18 protein-coding genes are annotated in these 16,260 nt (G+C 73.7%); 12 read left to right on the top strand and 6 right to left on the bottom strand.

Features of this window, described 5'->3' with window-relative positions; translation table 11 throughout:
- Positions 1–12 precede the first annotated feature (12 nt).
- Together BM223_RS29135 and BM223_RS29140 are read left to right on the top strand one after the other, a co-directional pair.
- A complete protein-coding gene (locus tag BM223_RS29135) occupies positions 13–1,173 on the top strand; it encodes a sensor histidine kinase (protein WP_052138075.1) in 1,161 nt (386 codons plus the stop codon).
- Positions 1,137–1,778 (top strand): response regulator, encoded by a 642-nt coding sequence (locus BM223_RS29140; protein WP_038675861.1) that lies wholly within the window; start codon positions 1,137–1,139, stop codon positions 1,776–1,778. The genes BM223_RS29135 and BM223_RS29140 overlap by 37 nt, the downstream gene beginning before the upstream one ends.
- A gap of 4 nt (positions 1,779–1,782) precedes the next feature.
- Here BM223_RS29140 and BM223_RS18655 read toward each other — a convergent pair whose 3' ends face one another.
- On the bottom strand, positions 1,783–2,475 hold the full coding sequence (locus BM223_RS18655) for a hypothetical protein (RefSeq protein ID WP_141267424.1): 693 nt from the start codon (positions 2,473–2,475) through the stop codon (positions 1,783–1,785).
- Positions 2,476–2,787: 312 nt separating this feature from the next.
- Between BM223_RS18655 and BM223_RS18660 the strand changes: the two genes are divergently transcribed.
- From BM223_RS18660 to BM223_RS18685, 6 genes are read left to right on the top strand one after another with little or no spacing between them, the layout of a single operon-like run.
- Positions 2,788–4,479, top strand: a complete 1,692-nt coding sequence (locus BM223_RS18660) for a sigma-70 family RNA polymerase sigma factor (protein ID WP_052138076.1) — start codon at positions 2,788–2,790, stop codon at positions 4,477–4,479.
- A complete protein-coding gene (locus BM223_RS18665) occupies positions 4,476–4,688 on the top strand; it encodes a hypothetical protein (RefSeq protein WP_038675865.1) in 213 nt (70 codons plus the stop codon). Before BM223_RS18660 ends, BM223_RS18665 begins: the two co-directional genes overlap by 4 nt.
- Positions 4,689–4,743: 55 nt before the next feature.
- Positions 4,744–5,505: a hypothetical protein gene (locus BM223_RS18670; RefSeq protein ID WP_038675867.1), complete on the top strand. Its 762-nt coding sequence runs from the start codon at positions 4,744–4,746 to the stop codon at positions 5,503–5,505.
- 58 nt (positions 5,506–5,563) lie between these two features.
- Complete coding sequence (locus BM223_RS18675) at positions 5,564–6,172, top strand: nitroreductase family protein (RefSeq protein WP_052138077.1); 609 nt, start codon at positions 5,564–5,566, stop codon at positions 6,170–6,172.
- Between the two features lies 1 nt (position 6,173).
- The gene (locus BM223_RS18680; protein WP_038675869.1) at positions 6,174–6,638 is read left to right on the top strand and encodes a hypothetical protein; all 465 of its coding nucleotides are present in this window, start codon (positions 6,174–6,176) and stop codon (positions 6,636–6,638) included.
- Positions 6,635–7,114 carry a glutathione peroxidase gene (locus tag BM223_RS18685; RefSeq protein WP_038675871.1) on the top strand — a complete coding sequence of 160 codons (480 nt, stop codon included), beginning with the start codon at positions 6,635–6,637 and terminating at the stop codon, positions 7,112–7,114. Before BM223_RS18680 ends, BM223_RS18685 begins: the two co-directional genes overlap by 4 nt.
- 69 nt (positions 7,115–7,183) lie before the next feature.
- On the opposite strand, the gene BM223_RS18690 is transcribed toward BM223_RS18685, so the two are convergent.
- From BM223_RS18690 to BM223_RS18700, 3 genes are all read right to left on the bottom strand, one after another.
- Entirely contained in the window at positions 7,184–9,466 is a 2,283-nt protein-coding gene (locus tag BM223_RS18690; RefSeq protein WP_038675873.1) for an MMPL family transporter, read from the bottom strand.
- Positions 9,467–9,568: 102 nt separating this feature from the next.
- Complete coding sequence (locus BM223_RS18695; protein ID WP_082003477.1) at positions 9,569–10,159, bottom strand: TetR/AcrR family transcriptional regulator; 591 nt, start codon at positions 10,157–10,159, stop codon at positions 9,569–9,571.
- 50 nt (positions 10,160–10,209) lie between these two features.
- Positions 10,210–10,905 carry an NAD(P)-dependent oxidoreductase gene (locus BM223_RS18700; protein WP_038675875.1) on the bottom strand — a complete coding sequence of 232 codons (696 nt, stop codon included), beginning with the start codon at positions 10,903–10,905 and terminating at the stop codon, positions 10,210–10,212.
- A 45-nt stretch (positions 10,906–10,950) separates the two neighbouring features.
- Here BM223_RS18700 and BM223_RS18705 point away from each other — a divergent pair, with 45 nt between their 5' ends.
- The 4 genes from BM223_RS18705 (at position 10,951) to BM223_RS18720 (ending at position 14,299) form a co-directional block, all read left to right on the top strand.
- Entirely contained in the window at positions 10,951–11,610 is a 660-nt protein-coding gene (locus tag BM223_RS18705; RefSeq protein ID WP_038675876.1) for a TetR/AcrR family transcriptional regulator, read from the top strand.
- A gap of 80 nt (positions 11,611–11,690) precedes the next feature.
- Positions 11,691–12,188 carry an NfeD family protein gene (locus BM223_RS18710; protein WP_038675878.1) on the top strand — a complete coding sequence of 166 codons (498 nt, stop codon included), beginning with the start codon at positions 11,691–11,693 and terminating at the stop codon, positions 12,186–12,188.
- Positions 12,189–12,238: 50 nt separating this feature from the next.
- Positions 12,239–13,771: a flotillin family protein gene (locus BM223_RS18715; RefSeq protein ID WP_038675880.1), complete on the top strand. Its 1,533-nt coding sequence runs from the start codon at positions 12,239–12,241 to the stop codon at positions 13,769–13,771.
- Between the two features lie 90 nt (positions 13,772–13,861).
- The gene (locus tag BM223_RS18720; protein ID WP_038675883.1) at positions 13,862–14,299 is read left to right on the top strand and encodes a hypothetical protein; all 438 of its coding nucleotides are present in this window, start codon (positions 13,862–13,864) and stop codon (positions 14,297–14,299) included.
- On the opposite strand, the gene BM223_RS18725 is transcribed toward BM223_RS18720, so the two are convergent.
- Both BM223_RS18725 and BM223_RS18730 read right to left on the bottom strand, forming a co-directional pair.
- A complete protein-coding gene (locus BM223_RS18725) occupies positions 14,296–14,967 on the bottom strand; it encodes a response regulator transcription factor (RefSeq protein ID WP_038675885.1) in 672 nt (223 codons plus the stop codon). The two genes, BM223_RS18720 and BM223_RS18725, sit on opposite strands and share 4 nt — an antisense overlap.
- Positions 14,964–16,208: a sensor histidine kinase gene (locus BM223_RS18730; RefSeq protein WP_052138079.1), complete on the bottom strand. Its 1,245-nt coding sequence runs from the start codon at positions 16,206–16,208 to the stop codon at positions 14,964–14,966. The genes BM223_RS18725 and BM223_RS18730 overlap by 4 nt, the downstream gene beginning before the upstream one ends.
- Positions 16,209–16,260: the final 52 nt, after the last annotated feature.

The raw sequence follows: 16,260 nt of genomic DNA on the forward strand, positions 1-16,260 counted from the left end.
GAGAATCGGGGGGTGAGCAACCGCTTCCCCGAGCCCGACGTCGACGCCCGTGCCGGGCGTCTCGAGACCACGGGGTACGCCGCGCTGCACGTCCTCCTCTTCGTCCCCGTCGTGGTGACCTTCGTGCTGGTGGTGGTGAGCGCCGTGCTGGTCGCGGTGTGGGTGGGCATCGCCCTGCTGCTGCTCTTCGTCCCGCTGATGCGCGCGCTGGTGCAGGCGCACCGCTGGATGTCGGGCCGGATCCTCGGCGCGCCGACCACGGCGCCGTACGCGCCGCTGCCGGGTGGCCTGCTCGCCAACCTGCGCACCCAGGCGGCCGACCCGATGACCTGGCGCGACCTGCTCTGGATGCTGTGGGCGATGACCTTCGGCTTCGTGGTCTCGCTGCTCTCGCTCGTCCTCTTCCTCGGCGTGGTCACCCTCCCGATCTGGTGGTACGGCGTCGGCCCGCTGATGCGCGCCCGGGCCTCGGTCGACCGGGCGCTGCTCACGGTCGGGCGCACCGAGCGCCTGGAGCAGCGGGTCGAGGCGCTGACCCGTTCCCGTGCGGTCGTCGTCGACCACTCCGCCGCCGAGCTGCGCCGGATCGAGCGCGACCTCCACGACGGCCCGCAGGCCCGGCTGGCGGCCGTGTCGCTCAGCCTGGGCCTGGCCGACGACCTCTTCGACACCGACCCGGAGGCCGCACGCCGGCTCCTCAACGACGCCCGCGGGACGTCGTCCACCGCGCTCGGCGAGCTGCGCGACGTCGTCCGCGGCATCCACCCGCCGGTGCTGGCCGACCGCGGCCTGGCCGGGGCTGTGGCCGCCCTGGCGATCGACATGGCGGTGCCGGTCGAGCTCGCGCTCGACGTGCCGGACCGGCTGCCGGCGCCGGTCGAGTCGGCCGTCTACTTCACCGTCGCCGAGTGCCTGGCCAACACCGCGAAGCACTCCGCCGCCGACCAGTCCTGGGTCAGCCTGACCCATGCCGACGGCGTGCTGCGCGGCGAGGTCGGCGACGACGGGCGCGGGGGCGCCGACCCGCGCCGGGGGTCCGGGCTTCCGGGGATCGCCGCCCGTCTGGCAGCCTTCGACGGCACCCTCACGGTCTCCAGTCCGGCGGGTGGCCCGACCGTCGTGAGCTGGGAGGTTCCGTGCGCATCGTCCTCGCCGAAGACCATGCCCTCCTGAGGGCGGGCCTGACCCAGCTCCTCGAGGCGAAGGGCTTCGAGGTCGTGGCGGCGGTCGACAACCTCGCCGACCTCGAGCAGGCGCTCGCCGACCCCGCCGCCGAGGCCGCCGTGGTCGACGTGCGGATGCCGCCGACGTTCACCGACGAGGGGCTGCGCGCGGCGATCGACGTGCGCGGCCGGCGTCCCGGCTTCCCGGTGCTCGTGCTCTCGCAGTACGTCGAGCAGCTCTACGCCCGCGAGCTGCTGGCCTCGGGCGAGGGCGCGGTCGGCTACCTCCTCAAGGACCGGGTCTCCGACGTCGGGGAGTTCGTCGAGGCGCTGCACCGGGTGGCCGACGGCGGCACGGTGCTCGACCCGTCGGTCGTCGCGGCGGTCCTGGAGCGGCGCAAGGACACCCCGGTCGACCGGCTCACCGAGCGCGAGCGCGAGGTGCTCGCGCTGATGGCCGAGGGCCGCGCCAACGCCGGCATCGCACAGGCGCTCGTGGTCACCGAGAAGGCCGTGGCCAAGCACATCAACAGCATCTTCGCGAAGCTCGACCTGCCAGCCGACACCGACGACCACCGCCGGGTGCGCGCGGTGCTGGAGTGGCTGCGGTTCTGAGCTCCTAGCGGGCCAGCTCGTCGAGGAGGAGCCGCGCGGCGTCCGCGTCGGCGGGCAGCGCCTCGGTCCAGGTCCGGCAGCGCCCGCCGCTGGGGGAGAGGGCGAGCCGCCGGTCCACCTCGGCCGCGGCCGCGGCGAGGTGCTGGCTCAGCTCGTCGGTCCGCCGGCCCAGGGCGACGAGCCGGCGCGGGTGCACCTCGGCCGGCGGGGCGCAGTCGGGCAGCGCCGTGCGCAGCGCCTCGGCCGCCGCGGCCCGGCGCAGCGCTCCCTCGAGCCCGCCGAAGGCGTCGTCGACGTCCCCGCGCACGGCGGGCAGCTCGAGGACGAGGAGGACGTGGCTGTGCGCGACGTCGGGATCGGCCAGCAGCCCGTCGCCGGCGGCGCGGTAGAGGCCGGCGACCTCGGACCGCAGGTGCGGGACGCTCCCCAGCCCGGTGACCGGGTCGGCGCAGGCGAGGGTCGGGAACAGCCGCTCGAGGGCCGCGCCCCAGCCCAGCGCGGCGTGCCGCACGAGCGCCGGCGGGGCGGCGCCGCCGTCGACCGCCCGGCAGACGTCGTCGAGGGCGTCCAGGCAGGCGCCGAGCCCGTCGCCGGCGGTGGCGCACGCCTTGCCGAACGCGGTGGCGGCGCCGCTCTGCCCGGTCCCCCGGAGGAGCGCGTCCGTGAGCGCGCGGGCGGCCGGCGACACGTCATGCACGGGCAGGCCCTCCGCGGTGGTCGGGAAAGGAGATGTCGGGCGCCCTCCCTCCAGGCGCCCGACATCTCTCGGACACCGCTGGGCGGGGCTGCTTATGCGAGTGGCCGACCGGGTCCGGTCAGCCGGTGTGCAGAAAGTCACGTGGAGGCCCGTAAGGAAGTGCCTGCTGTGGTGTCCAGAGGTTGGCAGCACTGTGTGCTGCTCCCCCTGATGAGAAGGAAGTCCTGTGTCCCCCTGGTCCGTCCGCCCATTCCTGCTAGTCCTTTGGGACCAGTCGGGATATCTGGCGCCGTCCTCAGACGTTGCATCGGCATGACCGCTCATCTGGTCGACCCGGTCCAGGACGGCGACCCCGTCCTGCTGAGTCGTGTCCGCGCCGGTGACCCCGACGCCTACGCCCTGCTGTTCCGCCGGCACCGCGCCTCCGCGACCGCCTTCGCGGGCCGTCTCGCGGGGCCGAGCCATGCCGACGACCTCGTCGCCGAGGCCTTCACCAAGGTCTACGACGCGCTGCAGCGCGACCTGGGTCCCACCATCTCGTTCCGCTCCTACCTGCTGACCGCGATCCGCAGCGTCTGGAGCAACACCGTCCGCACCGAGCGCCGCTACGACCTGGTCGAGGACTACGAGACCCTCCCGCCGAACGACGCGCTCACGCTCACCGACGACCCCGACGGCCGCTTCGACAACCACGCCGTGGGCGAGGCCTTCCGCAGCCTCCCGGAGCGCTGGCAGGCGGTGCTCTGGTACACCGCCGTCGAGGGACTCCCGCAGAGCGAGGTCGCCCTCTACCTCGGCATCAAGCCCAATGCGGTCGCCGCGCTCGCCTTCCGGGCCCGGGAGGGACTGCGCCAGGCCTACCTCTCGGCGCACCTCAACGGCGCCGGCGCGAGCGCCACGCCCGACTGCGCGACCTGGCAGCCGCTGCTGCCCGGCTACGCGCGCGGCGCGGTCGACAAGCGCAAGCGGCCCGGTCTCGAGGCGCACCTCGACGGCTGCCTGTCCTGCACCACCGCGCTGGCCGACCTCAGCGACGTCAACAACCGCCTCGGCGCGCTCCTGGTGCCGGCCGTGCTCGGCACCGGGGTGCTGGGGCTGCCGGGTCTGTCCGGGCTCTGGGCCGGGATCACCGGCGCCACGGCGGCCACGGGGGCCACCACCGGCGCCACCACCGGGGTCGTGGCCGGGCTGGGCAAGCTGGCCGGGCTCGGCAAGAACGGGCTGCTCACCACGGCCGCGGCGACCGTCGCGGCCGGGGTCGTGGGCGCCGCGATCGTCGTCCCGGTGCTGGTCGGCAGCTCCGACGACGCGCCCGCCGCCGGCGCCCGGCCGAGCACGTCGTCGAGCGCGGCGCCCAGCGACGCGAGCGCGACGACGCCGATGCGGACCCCGCCGCTCGTGCCACCGCCGCCGCCGGCGCCCGTGCCGCCGCCGTCCGAGGCCGCGACGCCGTCCAGCTCGGCGGCGAGCCCGCTGCCGCCCGCGCCCGTCCCGACGTCGAAGCCGAGCCGGGATCCCAGTGCGACCCGGGAGCAGCCGACGCCGACCCCCACGCCGACGCCCACGCCGACGCCCACGCCGACCCCCACGCCGACCCCGACGCCGACCGAGCCCGCGTTCTCCGACGACATCGCCCTGGGGACGCCGAGCGCGGTCCCGTCCGGCACGCTCGGCGACAGCCACGTCGAGCTGACGCTGCCGGTGTCGAACCTGCGGCCCGAGGCCACGGTCACCGTCGTGCTCGGCCAGATCGTGCTCTTCCCGGTGCTGATGAGCGACGGCTGGCAGTGCCACGGGGCGCTCACCGGGCTCAGCGAGACCACGGTCGAGTGCCGGTGGACCGGCGGCGAGACGGCCGCGGGCTCCCTGGTCCTCGGCATCCTGGTCACGACCCCCCTGCCGGTGACCGCCACGGTCACCCAGGCGCCGGGGGTCACCGACCCGGTGCCCGGCAACGACACCGCCTCGATCGTCCTCGAGCCGACCTCCCCCGCCGTCCCGTGACCCCGGGCTGGCTCTTCGACCAGCTGGCCCGGATCGAGGTGGAGCTCCTCGACGAGCCGCACATCCTGGTCTGCACCGACGTGACGACGGGCGCGACGACGTACCTCGGCCCGTTCGGCAGCGCGTACCTGGCCATGGCCGGCCTGGAGGAGTGCGAGCAGAATCTCGGGGTCTGCTGCTCGATGGCGCCACTCTTTCCGGCGAGCTGAGCAAATTCCCGGTGAATCCGCCGCACCGCGGCAAGTGAGCGCCTAGGGTGCCGCGATGGGCTGGAAGGACATCGCGAAGCTCGGCAAGGACTGGGCCGAGGCGAAGAAGACCGAGCTGCTCACCACCGACAACCAGCGGCGCGAGCAGGCCCGGGGTGACCTCGAGGACGTCGAGCGGGCCTCGCAGACCGAGGCGGTGACCTCGTTCCTCGAGCACGCGCTGCCCGAGGAGTGGTCCCGCCGGGTGACGGCGGCGCGCCCCGAGAACGTCGCCGCCCGGGCCGAGGCCGCTGACGCGGCCGCCGCCACCGAGCGGCGCGAGCGCCTCGCCATGCAGGCCACCGGTCTGGTCCGGCTGAGCATCTCCGGCGGCGAGCAGGGCGAGCTCGACCTCGCACTGCCCGTCAGCGTCGAGGAGCGCGACGGCGGCGAGCCGTACGACGACGGACCGCCCCCGCTCGACTGGCTGGTCGTGCGCGTCGAGTCCGCCGAGCCGGTCGGCTTCGGCACCACCACCCTCACCGAGCTGTCGCTGGCGGTGCCGGCCTACACGGGCCCGGGCCGCTACGACCTGGTCGACCTGATGCGCCGCGGCGAGGCCGGTGAGATCGGCTGGTGGGAGGTGCTCGACACCTACCTCGCGCGCGACGCCGAGGCCGACGACTGCACCTGGTACCCCGACCTGTCCGGCGCCGCGGGTGCCGCCTGGGTCGAGGTCGGCGACGGCGAGATCACCCTCGACCTGCCGCTGCAGTCGGCGGTGTGCGCGGTCCGGCTGCGCGGGACGGTGCGCTGGGAGGACCAGCCGGCGAGCTGATCGACCGGAGCACCGGACGGCCCGCGCGCCGGCGCGCGCCGCCGTAGATACTCGACCCATGAACCCGGTCGAGATCGCCGAGCCTCTCCGGTCGCGCTGGAGCCCGAGCGTCTTCGACGCCGCGCACGTGCTGACCGACACCGACATCACCCGGCTGCTCGAGGCGGCCCAGTGGGCGCCGAGCTCGGGCAACCGCCAGCCGTGGCGCTACGTCGTCGCGCCGCGGGGCAGCGCCCAGCACCAGGCGCTCGTGCCGCACCTCAGCCGGGGCAACTCCGGCTGGGTGCCGCGGGCGTCGGTGGTCTTCCTGTCCGTGGTCGAGCTCGGCCAGGACGGCGTCGAGCTGAGCGACGTCCTGATCCCGGCGCACGACGTCGGCCAGGCGTCCGCGCACCTCACGCTGCAGGCCCAGGCGATGGGCCTGCACGCCCACCAGTTCGGCGGCTTCGACCACGACGGCGCCGCCGCGGCACTCGGGATCCCCGACACCGCGCGGCTCCTCGCCGGCATCGCCGTCGGCGTGCGCGGCAACCCGGCCGAGGTCTCCGAGCGCGACGCCGAGCGCGACCACCGCGAGCGGCACCGCCGCCCCCTCGACGAGACCGCCTACGAGCGGTGGGGCGTGACCTGGCCCGGCCTGGCGCCGTCGGGCCCCACGGTCGCCTGACGTGCGGGGCGGGCGCGGGTCCGTCGCGGTCCTGCTGCTCCTCGCGGTGGTGGTCAACCTGCCGCTGCTGCACCAGGCGTGGCAGCACCGCCAGCTCGACCGGGACGGTCGCGACGTCACCGCCGAGGTGACCGACGCCGACGTGCTCCGGGCCGACAGCGCCGACCCCGTGTACGTCGTCCGGTTCCGGCTGCCGGAGTCCGTCGACCCCACCGGTCAGACCTGGCCCGCCGACGTCGATCGCGCCATCTACGACCACGCGGAGCGGACCCAGGAGCTCGCCGTCCGGGTGCTTCCGGGCAAGCCCGGCACCCAGCAGGTCGCCGGCGCGACGGGCAGCTCGCTCGGGTACGTCGTCATCGGGGTCGTCGACGCCATCGTGCTCGCGCTCGGCCTGCTCCTGTGGGCGCACCGGCGCCGCGGACGCGACGACGATCGCGACGAACCTGCCACACTGGCCGGGTGACCAACCTCCACGACTTCGCCGCGACCGGGATCGACGGCCAGGAGATCGACCTGTCGTCGTACGACGGTTCGGTGGTCCTGGTCGTCAACACCGCCTCCAAGTGCGGCTTCACCCCCCAGTACCAGGGCCTCCAGGAGCTCCACGACACCTACGGCGAGCGCGGCTTCACCGTGCTCGGCTTCCCGTGCGACCAGTTCGCGCACCAGGAGCCCGGGACCGACGACGAGATCGCCGCCTTCTGCGAGCGCAACTACGGCGTGAGCTTCCCGATGTTCGCCAAGGTCGAGGTCAACGGCAAGGGCGCGCACCCGCTCTACCGCTGGCTGAAGGACCAGAAGGGCGGCCTGATCGGCGGCGCCATCAAGTGGAACTTCACGAAGTTCCTGATCGGCCGCGACGGCACCGTCCTCGACCGCTACGCGCCGACCACCGAGCCGGCCAAGATCTCCGGCGACATCGAGCAGGCCCTGGCCTGACCCCGGGAGCACGACGACGGGGCCGCCCCAGCCTGCGCTGGGACGGCCCCGTCGTACGTGCGGGTCGGGTCAGACCCCGGCCAGCTCGCGCTCGGTCTCGACGTGCACCGGCGCCGAGTCGCGCTCGAGCGACTCGCCCTCGACGTCGACGTTCGGCAGGATCCGGTCGAGCCAGGCCGGCAGCCACCAGGCCTTGTCGCCGAGGAGGTAGAGCACGGCCGGGATCAGGATCATCCGGACGATGAAGGCGTCGAAGATGATCGAGGCGGCGAGTGCGAAGCCCATCGACTTGACCACGGCGTCGTCCTCGAGGATGAAGCCGGAGAAGACGGCGATCATGATCGAGGCGGCGGCGGTGACGACGCGGGCGCTGTTGCGGAAGCCGTCGACGACGGCCTCGTGCATGGGCAGCCCGTGGACGTGCGCCTCGCGCATCCGGGTCACCAGGAACACCTGGTAGTCCATCGCCAGGCCGAACACCACGCCGATCAGGAAGATCGGCATGAAGCTCACGATCGGCTGGCCCTCGAAGAGGCCGAGCGCGCCCTCCTGGAAGATCGCGACCGTCGCGCCGAGCGTCGCCAGCACCGAGAGCAGGAAGCCCAGGGTGGCGGTGAGCGGGACCAGGATCGAGCGGAACACCAGCACCAGCAGGATGAACGCCAGGCCGATGACGACAGCCAGGTAGATCGGCAGTGCGCCGTTGAGGCGGTCCGAGACGTCGGTGGTGATCGCGGTCAGGCCGGTCACGCCGACGACGGTGCCGGTCGAGCGCTCGATGCCGCTCTGGCCGTCGCGCAGCGCGTCGAGCAGGTCGAGCGTCTCGGGCTCGTCCGGCCCGGAGGACGGGGTCACCTGGATCATCGCGCCCGTGCCTGTGCCGGTCGGCTGGCCGTCGTCGCCGGTGGGGGCGTTGGTGATGACGAGGTCGGCGCTCTTGACGTCGTCCTGGCCGGCGGCCCACGCGGTGACGTCGTCGAACGCCTTCTGGCGCTGGGCGTCGTCGGCGATCTTGCGGCCGTCGACGACGAGCAGCAGCGGCCCCTCGCGACCGGGGCCGAACGCGTCGGTGATCAGGTCGGACGCCTTGCGCTGCGTGGTGTCCGGAGCGGCGGTGCTGTCGGTCGGGAACGCGAGGTACATCTGGCTGATCGGCGCGGCGAGCGCACCGAGCAGGATGACGACACCGAGCACCCAGGCGACGGGCGCCCGGGCGATCAGCTTCGCCCAGCGCACGCCGTTGTTGTGGATCCGGCCGTGCTCGTCCCGCTTCGGGTTGTACTTGCGGACCTGGCCGCGGAACGCCCAGGACTTGGTCAGGCCGAGCAGTGCGGGCAGGAGGGTCAGCGCCACGAGCACCGCGATGAACACGGTGGCGGCGGCCGCGAGGCCCATCGCCGTCAGGAACGGGATCCGGACGACGGCCAGCGCGGAGAGCGCGATGAGGACCGTGAGGCCGGCGAACACCACGGCGGAGCCCGCCGTGCCGACGGCGATGCCGGCCGCGTGCGCGCGGTCCTTGGTGTGGTGCAGCTCGGTCCGGTAGCGGGCGAGGATGAAGAGGGTGTAGTCGATGCCGACCGCGAGGCCGATCATCGTGGCCAGCATCGGCGTGCTGGAGCCTATGTTCATCAGCGCGGTCATCGCGGTGATGCCGGTCATGCCGAGCCCGACGCCGAAGATCGCGTTGATCAGCGGCATGCCGGCGGCGATGAGGGAGCCGAAGGTGAGCACCAGCACGACGAGTGCGATGAGCAGGCCGAACAGCTCGGCGGTGCCGCCGGGCGGGGTCATGACCGCCATGCCGGGACCGTTGGCCTCGGCGACGAGGCCGGTCTCGTCGGTGGTCTTGTCGAGGAGCTTCTCGAGGTCCTCGACGGTCGCGACCTTCAGGTCGGCGGGGGAGTCGACGTCCCACTCGAAGGAGAGCGTGCCGACCGTGCCGTCCTCGGAGAGCGTGGAGAACGCGGCCGGGGCACCCTCGGGCGCCGGGGCCGGCGGGACCAGGCCCGGGTTCTCGTCACCGGCCTGCGGCAGCGACGGGACGGCCTTGATCAGGCCGTCGATCGCCGACTGGTAGGCGGGCTCGTCGAGGGTGTGCCCCTTCGGCGCGGCGACGACGATGGTGACCGTCGCGTCGTCGAAGGCGTCCCCGGACTGGGGGAAGAGCTCCTTCTGGATGTCCGCGGCCTTCTCCGACGGGATGCCGGGGATGGTGAACTCGTCGGACATCGGCTTCGAGAAGGCGGCGGCGAGACTGCCGACGATGACCGCGAGAAGCAGCCATCCGGCGATGAAGAACGGCCACCGCCGATAGGCGGTCGATCCGATCCGGTAGAGCAGGCGGGCCATGTGAGGTCTCCTGGGTGTCTCCTGCGCCGGGGTCTCCAGGCAGGGGTGGGGGCGGGGGAAGGTGGTGCGGTCGAGCGGGTGCTGCGTCAGATGATCGAGTGATCAGGCGAGAGCGGTTCGGGCGTCGGCGATCGTCGCGTCGAAGTGCTCGGTGAAGGTGTGGCCCGGGTCGGCCGAGGTGCGGTCGAGGGCGTGGTCGAAGAAGGTGAGCAGCAGCTTGAGCAGCAGGCGGGCCTGCTGGGCCGGGAAGTCGTCGCCCTCGCGCTGCCGGACGCACTCGACCAGGCCGGTGGCGGCCTCCTCGAGCCGGTTGTGGACGAGGACGAGGAGGCGGCTGTCCTTGACGATGGCCTCGCGCATCAAGGTGATGAGCTGGTCGTCGCCGGTGCGGTCCTTGATCGCCTCGTGGGCGAGCAGGATGAGGTCGTCGAAGAGCCGGCCGCTCGGTCCGCCGGCCACGAAGGCGTCGACGTGCTCGGGATCGACCTCGATGCCCGGGCCCAGGACGACGTCGGCCTTGCCGTCGAAGTAGTTGAACACCGTGCGGCGGGACACGTCGGCCGCGACGGCGAGGTCGTCGATGGTCCAGCCGTCGAAGCCCTTGTCGACAGTCAGCTGCAGCCCGCACTGCTGGAGGCGGAGCGCGGTCAGGAGCCGCTTGGCCTCACGCCGGTTGGTGCACACTTCGGGCATGAGTGCATCTTTGCACTCCTCTGGCGACAAGTGCAACTTTGTGACGGCCGTCACGTCGGGTCGGTCGCCGCGTGCTCCCGTGCGGACGCCGTCCCCCGGCCGACGATCGCGGGCGCCTCGTGGACGAGCGTGTCGTCGGTGAGCGCGGCGACCATGAAGAGCGCGTAGTCGGTGCGCATGGTCAGGTTGCTCGCGAGCAGCGGGTCGCCGACGTGGCGCGCCCAGACTGGGAGCCCCTCGGAGGGGCCCTCGGCCAGGTCGCTGCCCCGGACGACGGTCCACGCCGTGTCGCTGGCGAAGACCCGGTCGCAGGCCCGGACCTGGTCGTCGATGTCGGCGAACCGGACGGCCCGGGCCACGACCGTCATCACCCGGACCATCGCCCGGAACCGCCGGGTGTAGCGGTCGCCGTCGCCGCGGGTGATGTGCCAGCCGCAGGAGAAGACGAGCCGGGCGCCCGGCTCGGCGTGGTCGAGCACCGCCTGGGCGGTGCCGCTGGCGTAGTCGTGCACGCCGAACGGCACGAGCACGGTGAGGACGCCGTCGCAGCCGGCGAGGGCCCGGGCGACGGCCGCCCGGTCGTCGGTGCGCCCGGGGACGACGGTGATCCGGTCGGCGAGGTCGGCCAGCTTGCCGACGCTCTCGGGGCGGCACACCACCGTGACGTCGTACCCGCGCTCGAGGCAGTGACCGATGAGGTGGCGGCCGAGCTTGCCGGAGCCTCCGATGATGCCGACCTTACGCATGTAAGGGAACGTAGCACGCGGCCTTACGGGTGTAAAGTGCCGCGGGTGCCGCCCCGCTCCCCGTCCCGGACCCCGCTCTCGCCCCAGCGGATCGTCGTCGCCGCGGTCGAGGTCGCCGACCGCGACGGGCTGGGCGCGGTGAGCATGCGCAACGTGGGCAAGGCCCTGGGCGTCGAGGCGATGTCGCTCTACCACCACGTGGCCGGCAAGGAGGCGCTGCTCGACGCCCTCGTCGAGTGGGTCTTCGCCGGCATCGACCTGCCCGAACCCGGCGAGCCCTGGCGCCCGGCGATGCGTCGGCGCGCGGCGTCGGCCCGGGACCGGCTGGCCGCACACCCGTGGGCGGTCGGGCTGATCGAGTCGCGCAGCGCGCCCGGCCCCACGCTGCTGCGCCACCACGACGCCGTCCTCGGCAGCCTGCGCGCGGGTGGCTTTCCGGTCGCCGACGCGGCGCACGCCTTCTCGGTGATCGACGCCTACGTCTACGGCTTCGTGGTCACCGAGGTGAACCTGCCGTTCGACTCGCAGGCCGAGGTCGCCGACATCGCCGCCGCGATGATGGAGACGATGCCCGAGGGGGACTACCCGCACCTCACCGAGCTGATCGTGAGCCACGCGCTGCAGCCGGGCTACGACCACACGAGCGAGTTCGGCTTCGGGCTCGACCTGATCCTCGACGGCCTCGCCCGGCTCGTGGAGGCCTGAGCGGCCGCGCGGTTTGCCGACGTGCTGTCCGGATACGATCCCCGGACCCCCCTCGTCCTTCGGAGCCCACGGAGCCCTCGTTGACCGTCTTCCTCGTCCTCGGCATCGCCGGACTCGTCGTCCTCGCCCTGTCGCTGGTCGCCGGTGACCTCTTCGACGGCGCCTTCCAGGCGCTCGAGGCCGACTGGATCTCGACGGCCGCGATCGGCGGCTTCGTCTCCGCCTTCGGCTTCGGCGGCGCCGCGTCCGACGGCGCGGGCCTGCCGCTGCCGGTCTCGCTGGCGATCGGCACCGGCGCGGGCGTCGTCGTCGCCTGGTTCGCCTGGTGGCTGACCCGGCTGGTCAAGGACGGCCCCAGCGACGGCACCGTGTCGATCACCGACAGCGTCGGCCAGGTCGCGCGGGTGATCACCGACATCCCCGGCGACGGGTACGGCGTCGTGCGCGTCGTCGTCGGCGGCCACACCCTGCGCTTCAACGCCAGCGCCCACCAGCCCATCGCCGCCGGTACCGAGGTCAACGTGACCGGCGTCCTCTCTCCGACCGCGGTGAGCGTCACCGAGGTCTGGCAGCCCTGATCGACCGCCGACCCTGAACCCCCCACCCCAATGAATCGGAGACCGACGTCATGAACGCCGAAGTCCTCGGGCCCATCGCCGGCATCGTGGTCCTGCTCATCCTGCTGGTGCTGCTCGTCACCAGCCGCTACAAGGTGGCGGGGCCGAACCAGGCCTTCATCGTCACCGGCCGCAAGGGCAAGGCGGTGATCAACCCCGAGACCGGTGAGCTCACCACCGACCTCTCCGGCCAGAAGGTCGTGCTGGGTGGCGGCGTCTTCGTCATCCCGTTCGTGCAGAAGCTCGCCACGATGGACCTCTCCAGCCGCCGGATCTCGGTGCAGATCCGCGGCGCCGTGTCCGGCCAGGGCATCAAGCTCAACCTCGACGGCGTCGCCATCGTCAAGGTCGGCGGCAACGCCGACCAGATCCGGCTCGGTGCGCAGCGCTTCCTGAGCCAGCAGGGCGACATCGAGACCTTCACCCAGGAGGTGCTCGCCGGTGCGCTCCGCTCCATCGTCGGTGGCCTGACCGTCGAGCAGATCATCCGCGACCGCGCCGCCTTCGCGCAGCGCGTGGCCGACGAGTCCGAGAGCTCGCTGACCGGCCAGGGCCTGATCCTCGACGCCTTCCAGATCCAGGACGTCACCGACGACGGCACCTACCTCGCCGACCTCGGCCGTCCCGAGGCCGCCCGCATCCAGCAGGCCGCCGCCATCGCCGAGGCCAACGCCCGCCAGGCCGCCGAGCAGGCGCAGATCGCCGCCGAGCAGGAGATCGCGGTCGCTCAGCGCACGCTCGCGCTCAAGCAGGCCGAGATCAAGTCCGAGACCGACGCCGCCGCGGCCCAGGCCGCCGCGTCCGGTCCGCTGGCCCAGGCCGAGCGCGACCAGGCGATCCTCGCCGAGCAGGAGAAGGTCGCCGTCCAGCAGGCCGCGCTGACCGAGCGCCAGCTCGAGACCCAGGTCCGCAAGCCCGCCGACGCCGAGCGCTACCGGGTCGAGCAGGAGGCCGAGGGACGTCGTACGGCCGAGATCGCGGGCGCCGACGCCCGCAAGGCCGCCACCATCGCCGCGGCCCAGGCCAAGGCCGAGGAGACCAAGCTCAGCGGTGAGGCCGAGAAGGCGCGGCGTGCCGCGCTCGCCGAGGCCGAGGCGATCGAGGGTCTCAAGCGCGGTGAGGCCGAGAAGGGCCGGCGTCTGGCCGAGGCCGACGCCACCCGGGCCGAAGGTGAGGCGCAGGCCGCCGCGACCCTCGCCATCGGCCAGGCCGAGGCCGAGGCGATGGACAAGCGGGCCGAGGCGTTCGCGCACTACAACGACGCCGCCGTCCTGCAGATGCTCATCGAGGTGCTGCCGCAGATCGCCAAGGAGGTCGCCTCGCCGATCGCCGCGATCGACCAGCTCACCGTGCTCTCCACCGACGGCGCCGGCGCCCTGCCCAAGCAGGTCACCGACAACGTCACCCAGACCCTGCAGATGCTCAAGACCTCGACCGGTCTCGACCTCGAGTCGCTGATCAAGAAGTCGGTCGGCAAGGCCGCCGAGGGCGCGATCGCCGGCGAGCTCGACGGCACCGGCAACGGGACCGGCGCCGGGGCCTGACGTGGCTTCCTCGACAAGGTCAAGGCCGCCTTCGCCGGCCCCGACATCGACATCGCGGAGGAGATCGCGAAGGTCGAGCCGGGGCACCGGGTGATCGGTCACGCGCGCGTCGTCGCCAGCGCCTTCGAGCGCGGCGGCGGCGTCGCCTCGGGTCCCAACAAGCTGCTCGGCAAGGCGGTCGAGGCCGCCTCGACCGCCGCGTCCGGCGCGCGCCACGTCGGCGGCGACGACGGCACCGTCGCCCGCGACCTGCCGCGGGCGGCCGACCTGCACGTGCTGGTGCTCTCCGACCGCGGCCTGTCGCTGTGGGACTTCGGCATGACCGGGACGTCGACCCCGCCCGACCACGTCGCCAGCGTGCCGCGGGCGTCGGTCGCGGCGATCACCGACACCGGCAAGAAGGCCCAGGGCGGGGTCACCGTCGCCCGGGTCTCCTTCACCGACGGGTCGTTCTTCGACTACCGGATCATGGAGAGGCCCGACACCGCCTTCTGGGAGGCGGTCGCCCGCTTCGACGACGCGGGCTAGGCCCGGCCGGGAGCGACCAGGCCGTGGTCGTACGCGTAGACGATCGCGGCCGGTCGGTCCCGCAGGCCCAGCTTGGTGAAGATCCGGCCGACGTGGCTCTTCACGGTCAGCTCGGAGATCACCAGCTCGGCGGCGATCTCGCCGTTGCTGCGGCCCAGTGCGATCGCGCGCAGCACCTCGAGCTCGCGCGCGGTCAGCGGGTCGACGGCGGCACTGGGCGCGGCGGCGGTCAGGCCGCGGAAGCGGTCGAGCACGCGGCCGGTGACGGCGGGGTCGAGCCAGCTGCCGCCCTCGGCGACGGTCCGCACCGCCCGGATGAGGTCGTCGGCCGAGGAGTCCTTGAGCAGGAACCCGGCCGCGCCGGCCCGCAGGGCGCCGGAGAGCATCTCGTCGTCGTCGAAGGTGGTCAGCACCAGCACCGGCGGGCCGCCGGCGTCGACGACGGCCTGGGTGGCGGTGATGCCGTCGACGACCCGCATCCGCAGGTCCATCACGACGACGTCGACCCCCGCCTCGCCGAGGCGGTCGAGGGTGCCGGGGAGCTCGCCGCCGTCGGCGCACTCGGCGGCGATCTCGAAGCCGTCGCGGCGGCGCAGGATCCGGCGCAGGCCGGAGCGGACGAGCTCCTGGTCGTCGACGAGGACGACCCGGACGGGGGTGGGGCTCACGCGGTCTCCGCCTTCCAGAGGGTGCGGCCGCAGGGCAGCTCGCCGCGGGAGCGCCCCGGCGCTCCCAGCCGTACGTCGACCACCCACGCGCCGCCGTCCGGCCCGGCCTCGAGCCGGGCACCGAGCTGGGCCGCGCGCGCCTGCATGCCGGCCAGACCGGAGCCGAGCCCGTCGGGGCGGGGGCGTCCGGCGGGCAGCGGGTTCGTCACCAGCAGCCGGGCCCGCGCGCCGGTCACCGCGAGGCGCACCTGCACCTGGGCGTCGGCGCCGCCGTGCTTGACGACATTGGCGAGGGACTCCTGCGCGATCCGGTAGAGCCCCAGGCCGGCCGCGGCCGGGAGCCGCCCGGGGTCGCCCTGCTCGTCGTACTCGACGGCGAGGCCGGCGTCGGCCAGCTGCCGCACCAGCGCGCCGATGTCGCTCGCGCCGGGCAGGGCGCGGCGCTCCGCGGTGCCGTCGGCCAGCGTGCTGACCGCGCGGCGGATGTCGCCCATCGCGCGGCGGCCGACCTGCTCGGCGTCGGCGAGCGCGGCATCGACCTCGGCGACCGCCTCGGCGGTCTCGTCGGGCCCGCTCGCCTCGCGGACGTCGCGCAGCGCGTGCCGGGCGCCCGTGATCTGGAGCAGCGAGACGCTGAGCGAGTGGGCGACGAGGTCGTGGATCTCGCGGGCGATCCGCTCCCGCTCGGTCGTGGTCGCCCGCTCCCAGGCCTGCTCGCGGGCGTGCCGCTCGGCGATGAGCGCTCGCATCTGCCACAGCAGCATGGCGCCGATGACGAAGCCCAGCAGCAGCTCGGCGGTGTAGAGCGGGGCGCCGGTCAGGCCCGGCCCGAGCGCGGCGCCGATGAGCACGACCTGCCCGACGCCGGCCACCGCGAGCCCCTCGCGCAGCCCGTCGCGCGCGGTGATCTCGGCCGTGGCGAGGGCCAGCAGGACGGGCGCGAGGTCGAGCGCGCCGTCGACCGGGCGGGACAGCAGCAGCGCGGCCGCGGTCACGCTGCCCGCGGCGTCGATCCACCACGGCAGCCAGCGGTTGGTGGTGAACTGGACCAGCGGCGAGGCGAGGACCAGCGGGACGCACACCAGCAGCGGGTCGAGCGGCCAGAGCGCGTCGCGGAGCGCGAGTGCGACGAGGAGCGACGCCACCTGCCCGAGGTGGGACGCGAGCGGCACCCACCACGGGTAGAGGATCTGGTGCCGTTCGAGGTTCGTCTCGATCCCGGCGCGCAACCAGCGCAGCATGCCCACCAGCCTAGGGAGCGCGGCGCGCGCGGTCATCCCGCGGCGGAAGGGC

It is taken from the genome of Pimelobacter simplex (genome assembly GCF_900114845.1).
Taxonomy (GTDB): domain Bacteria; phylum Actinomycetota; class Actinomycetes; order Propionibacteriales; family Nocardioidaceae; genus Nocardioides; species Nocardioides simplex.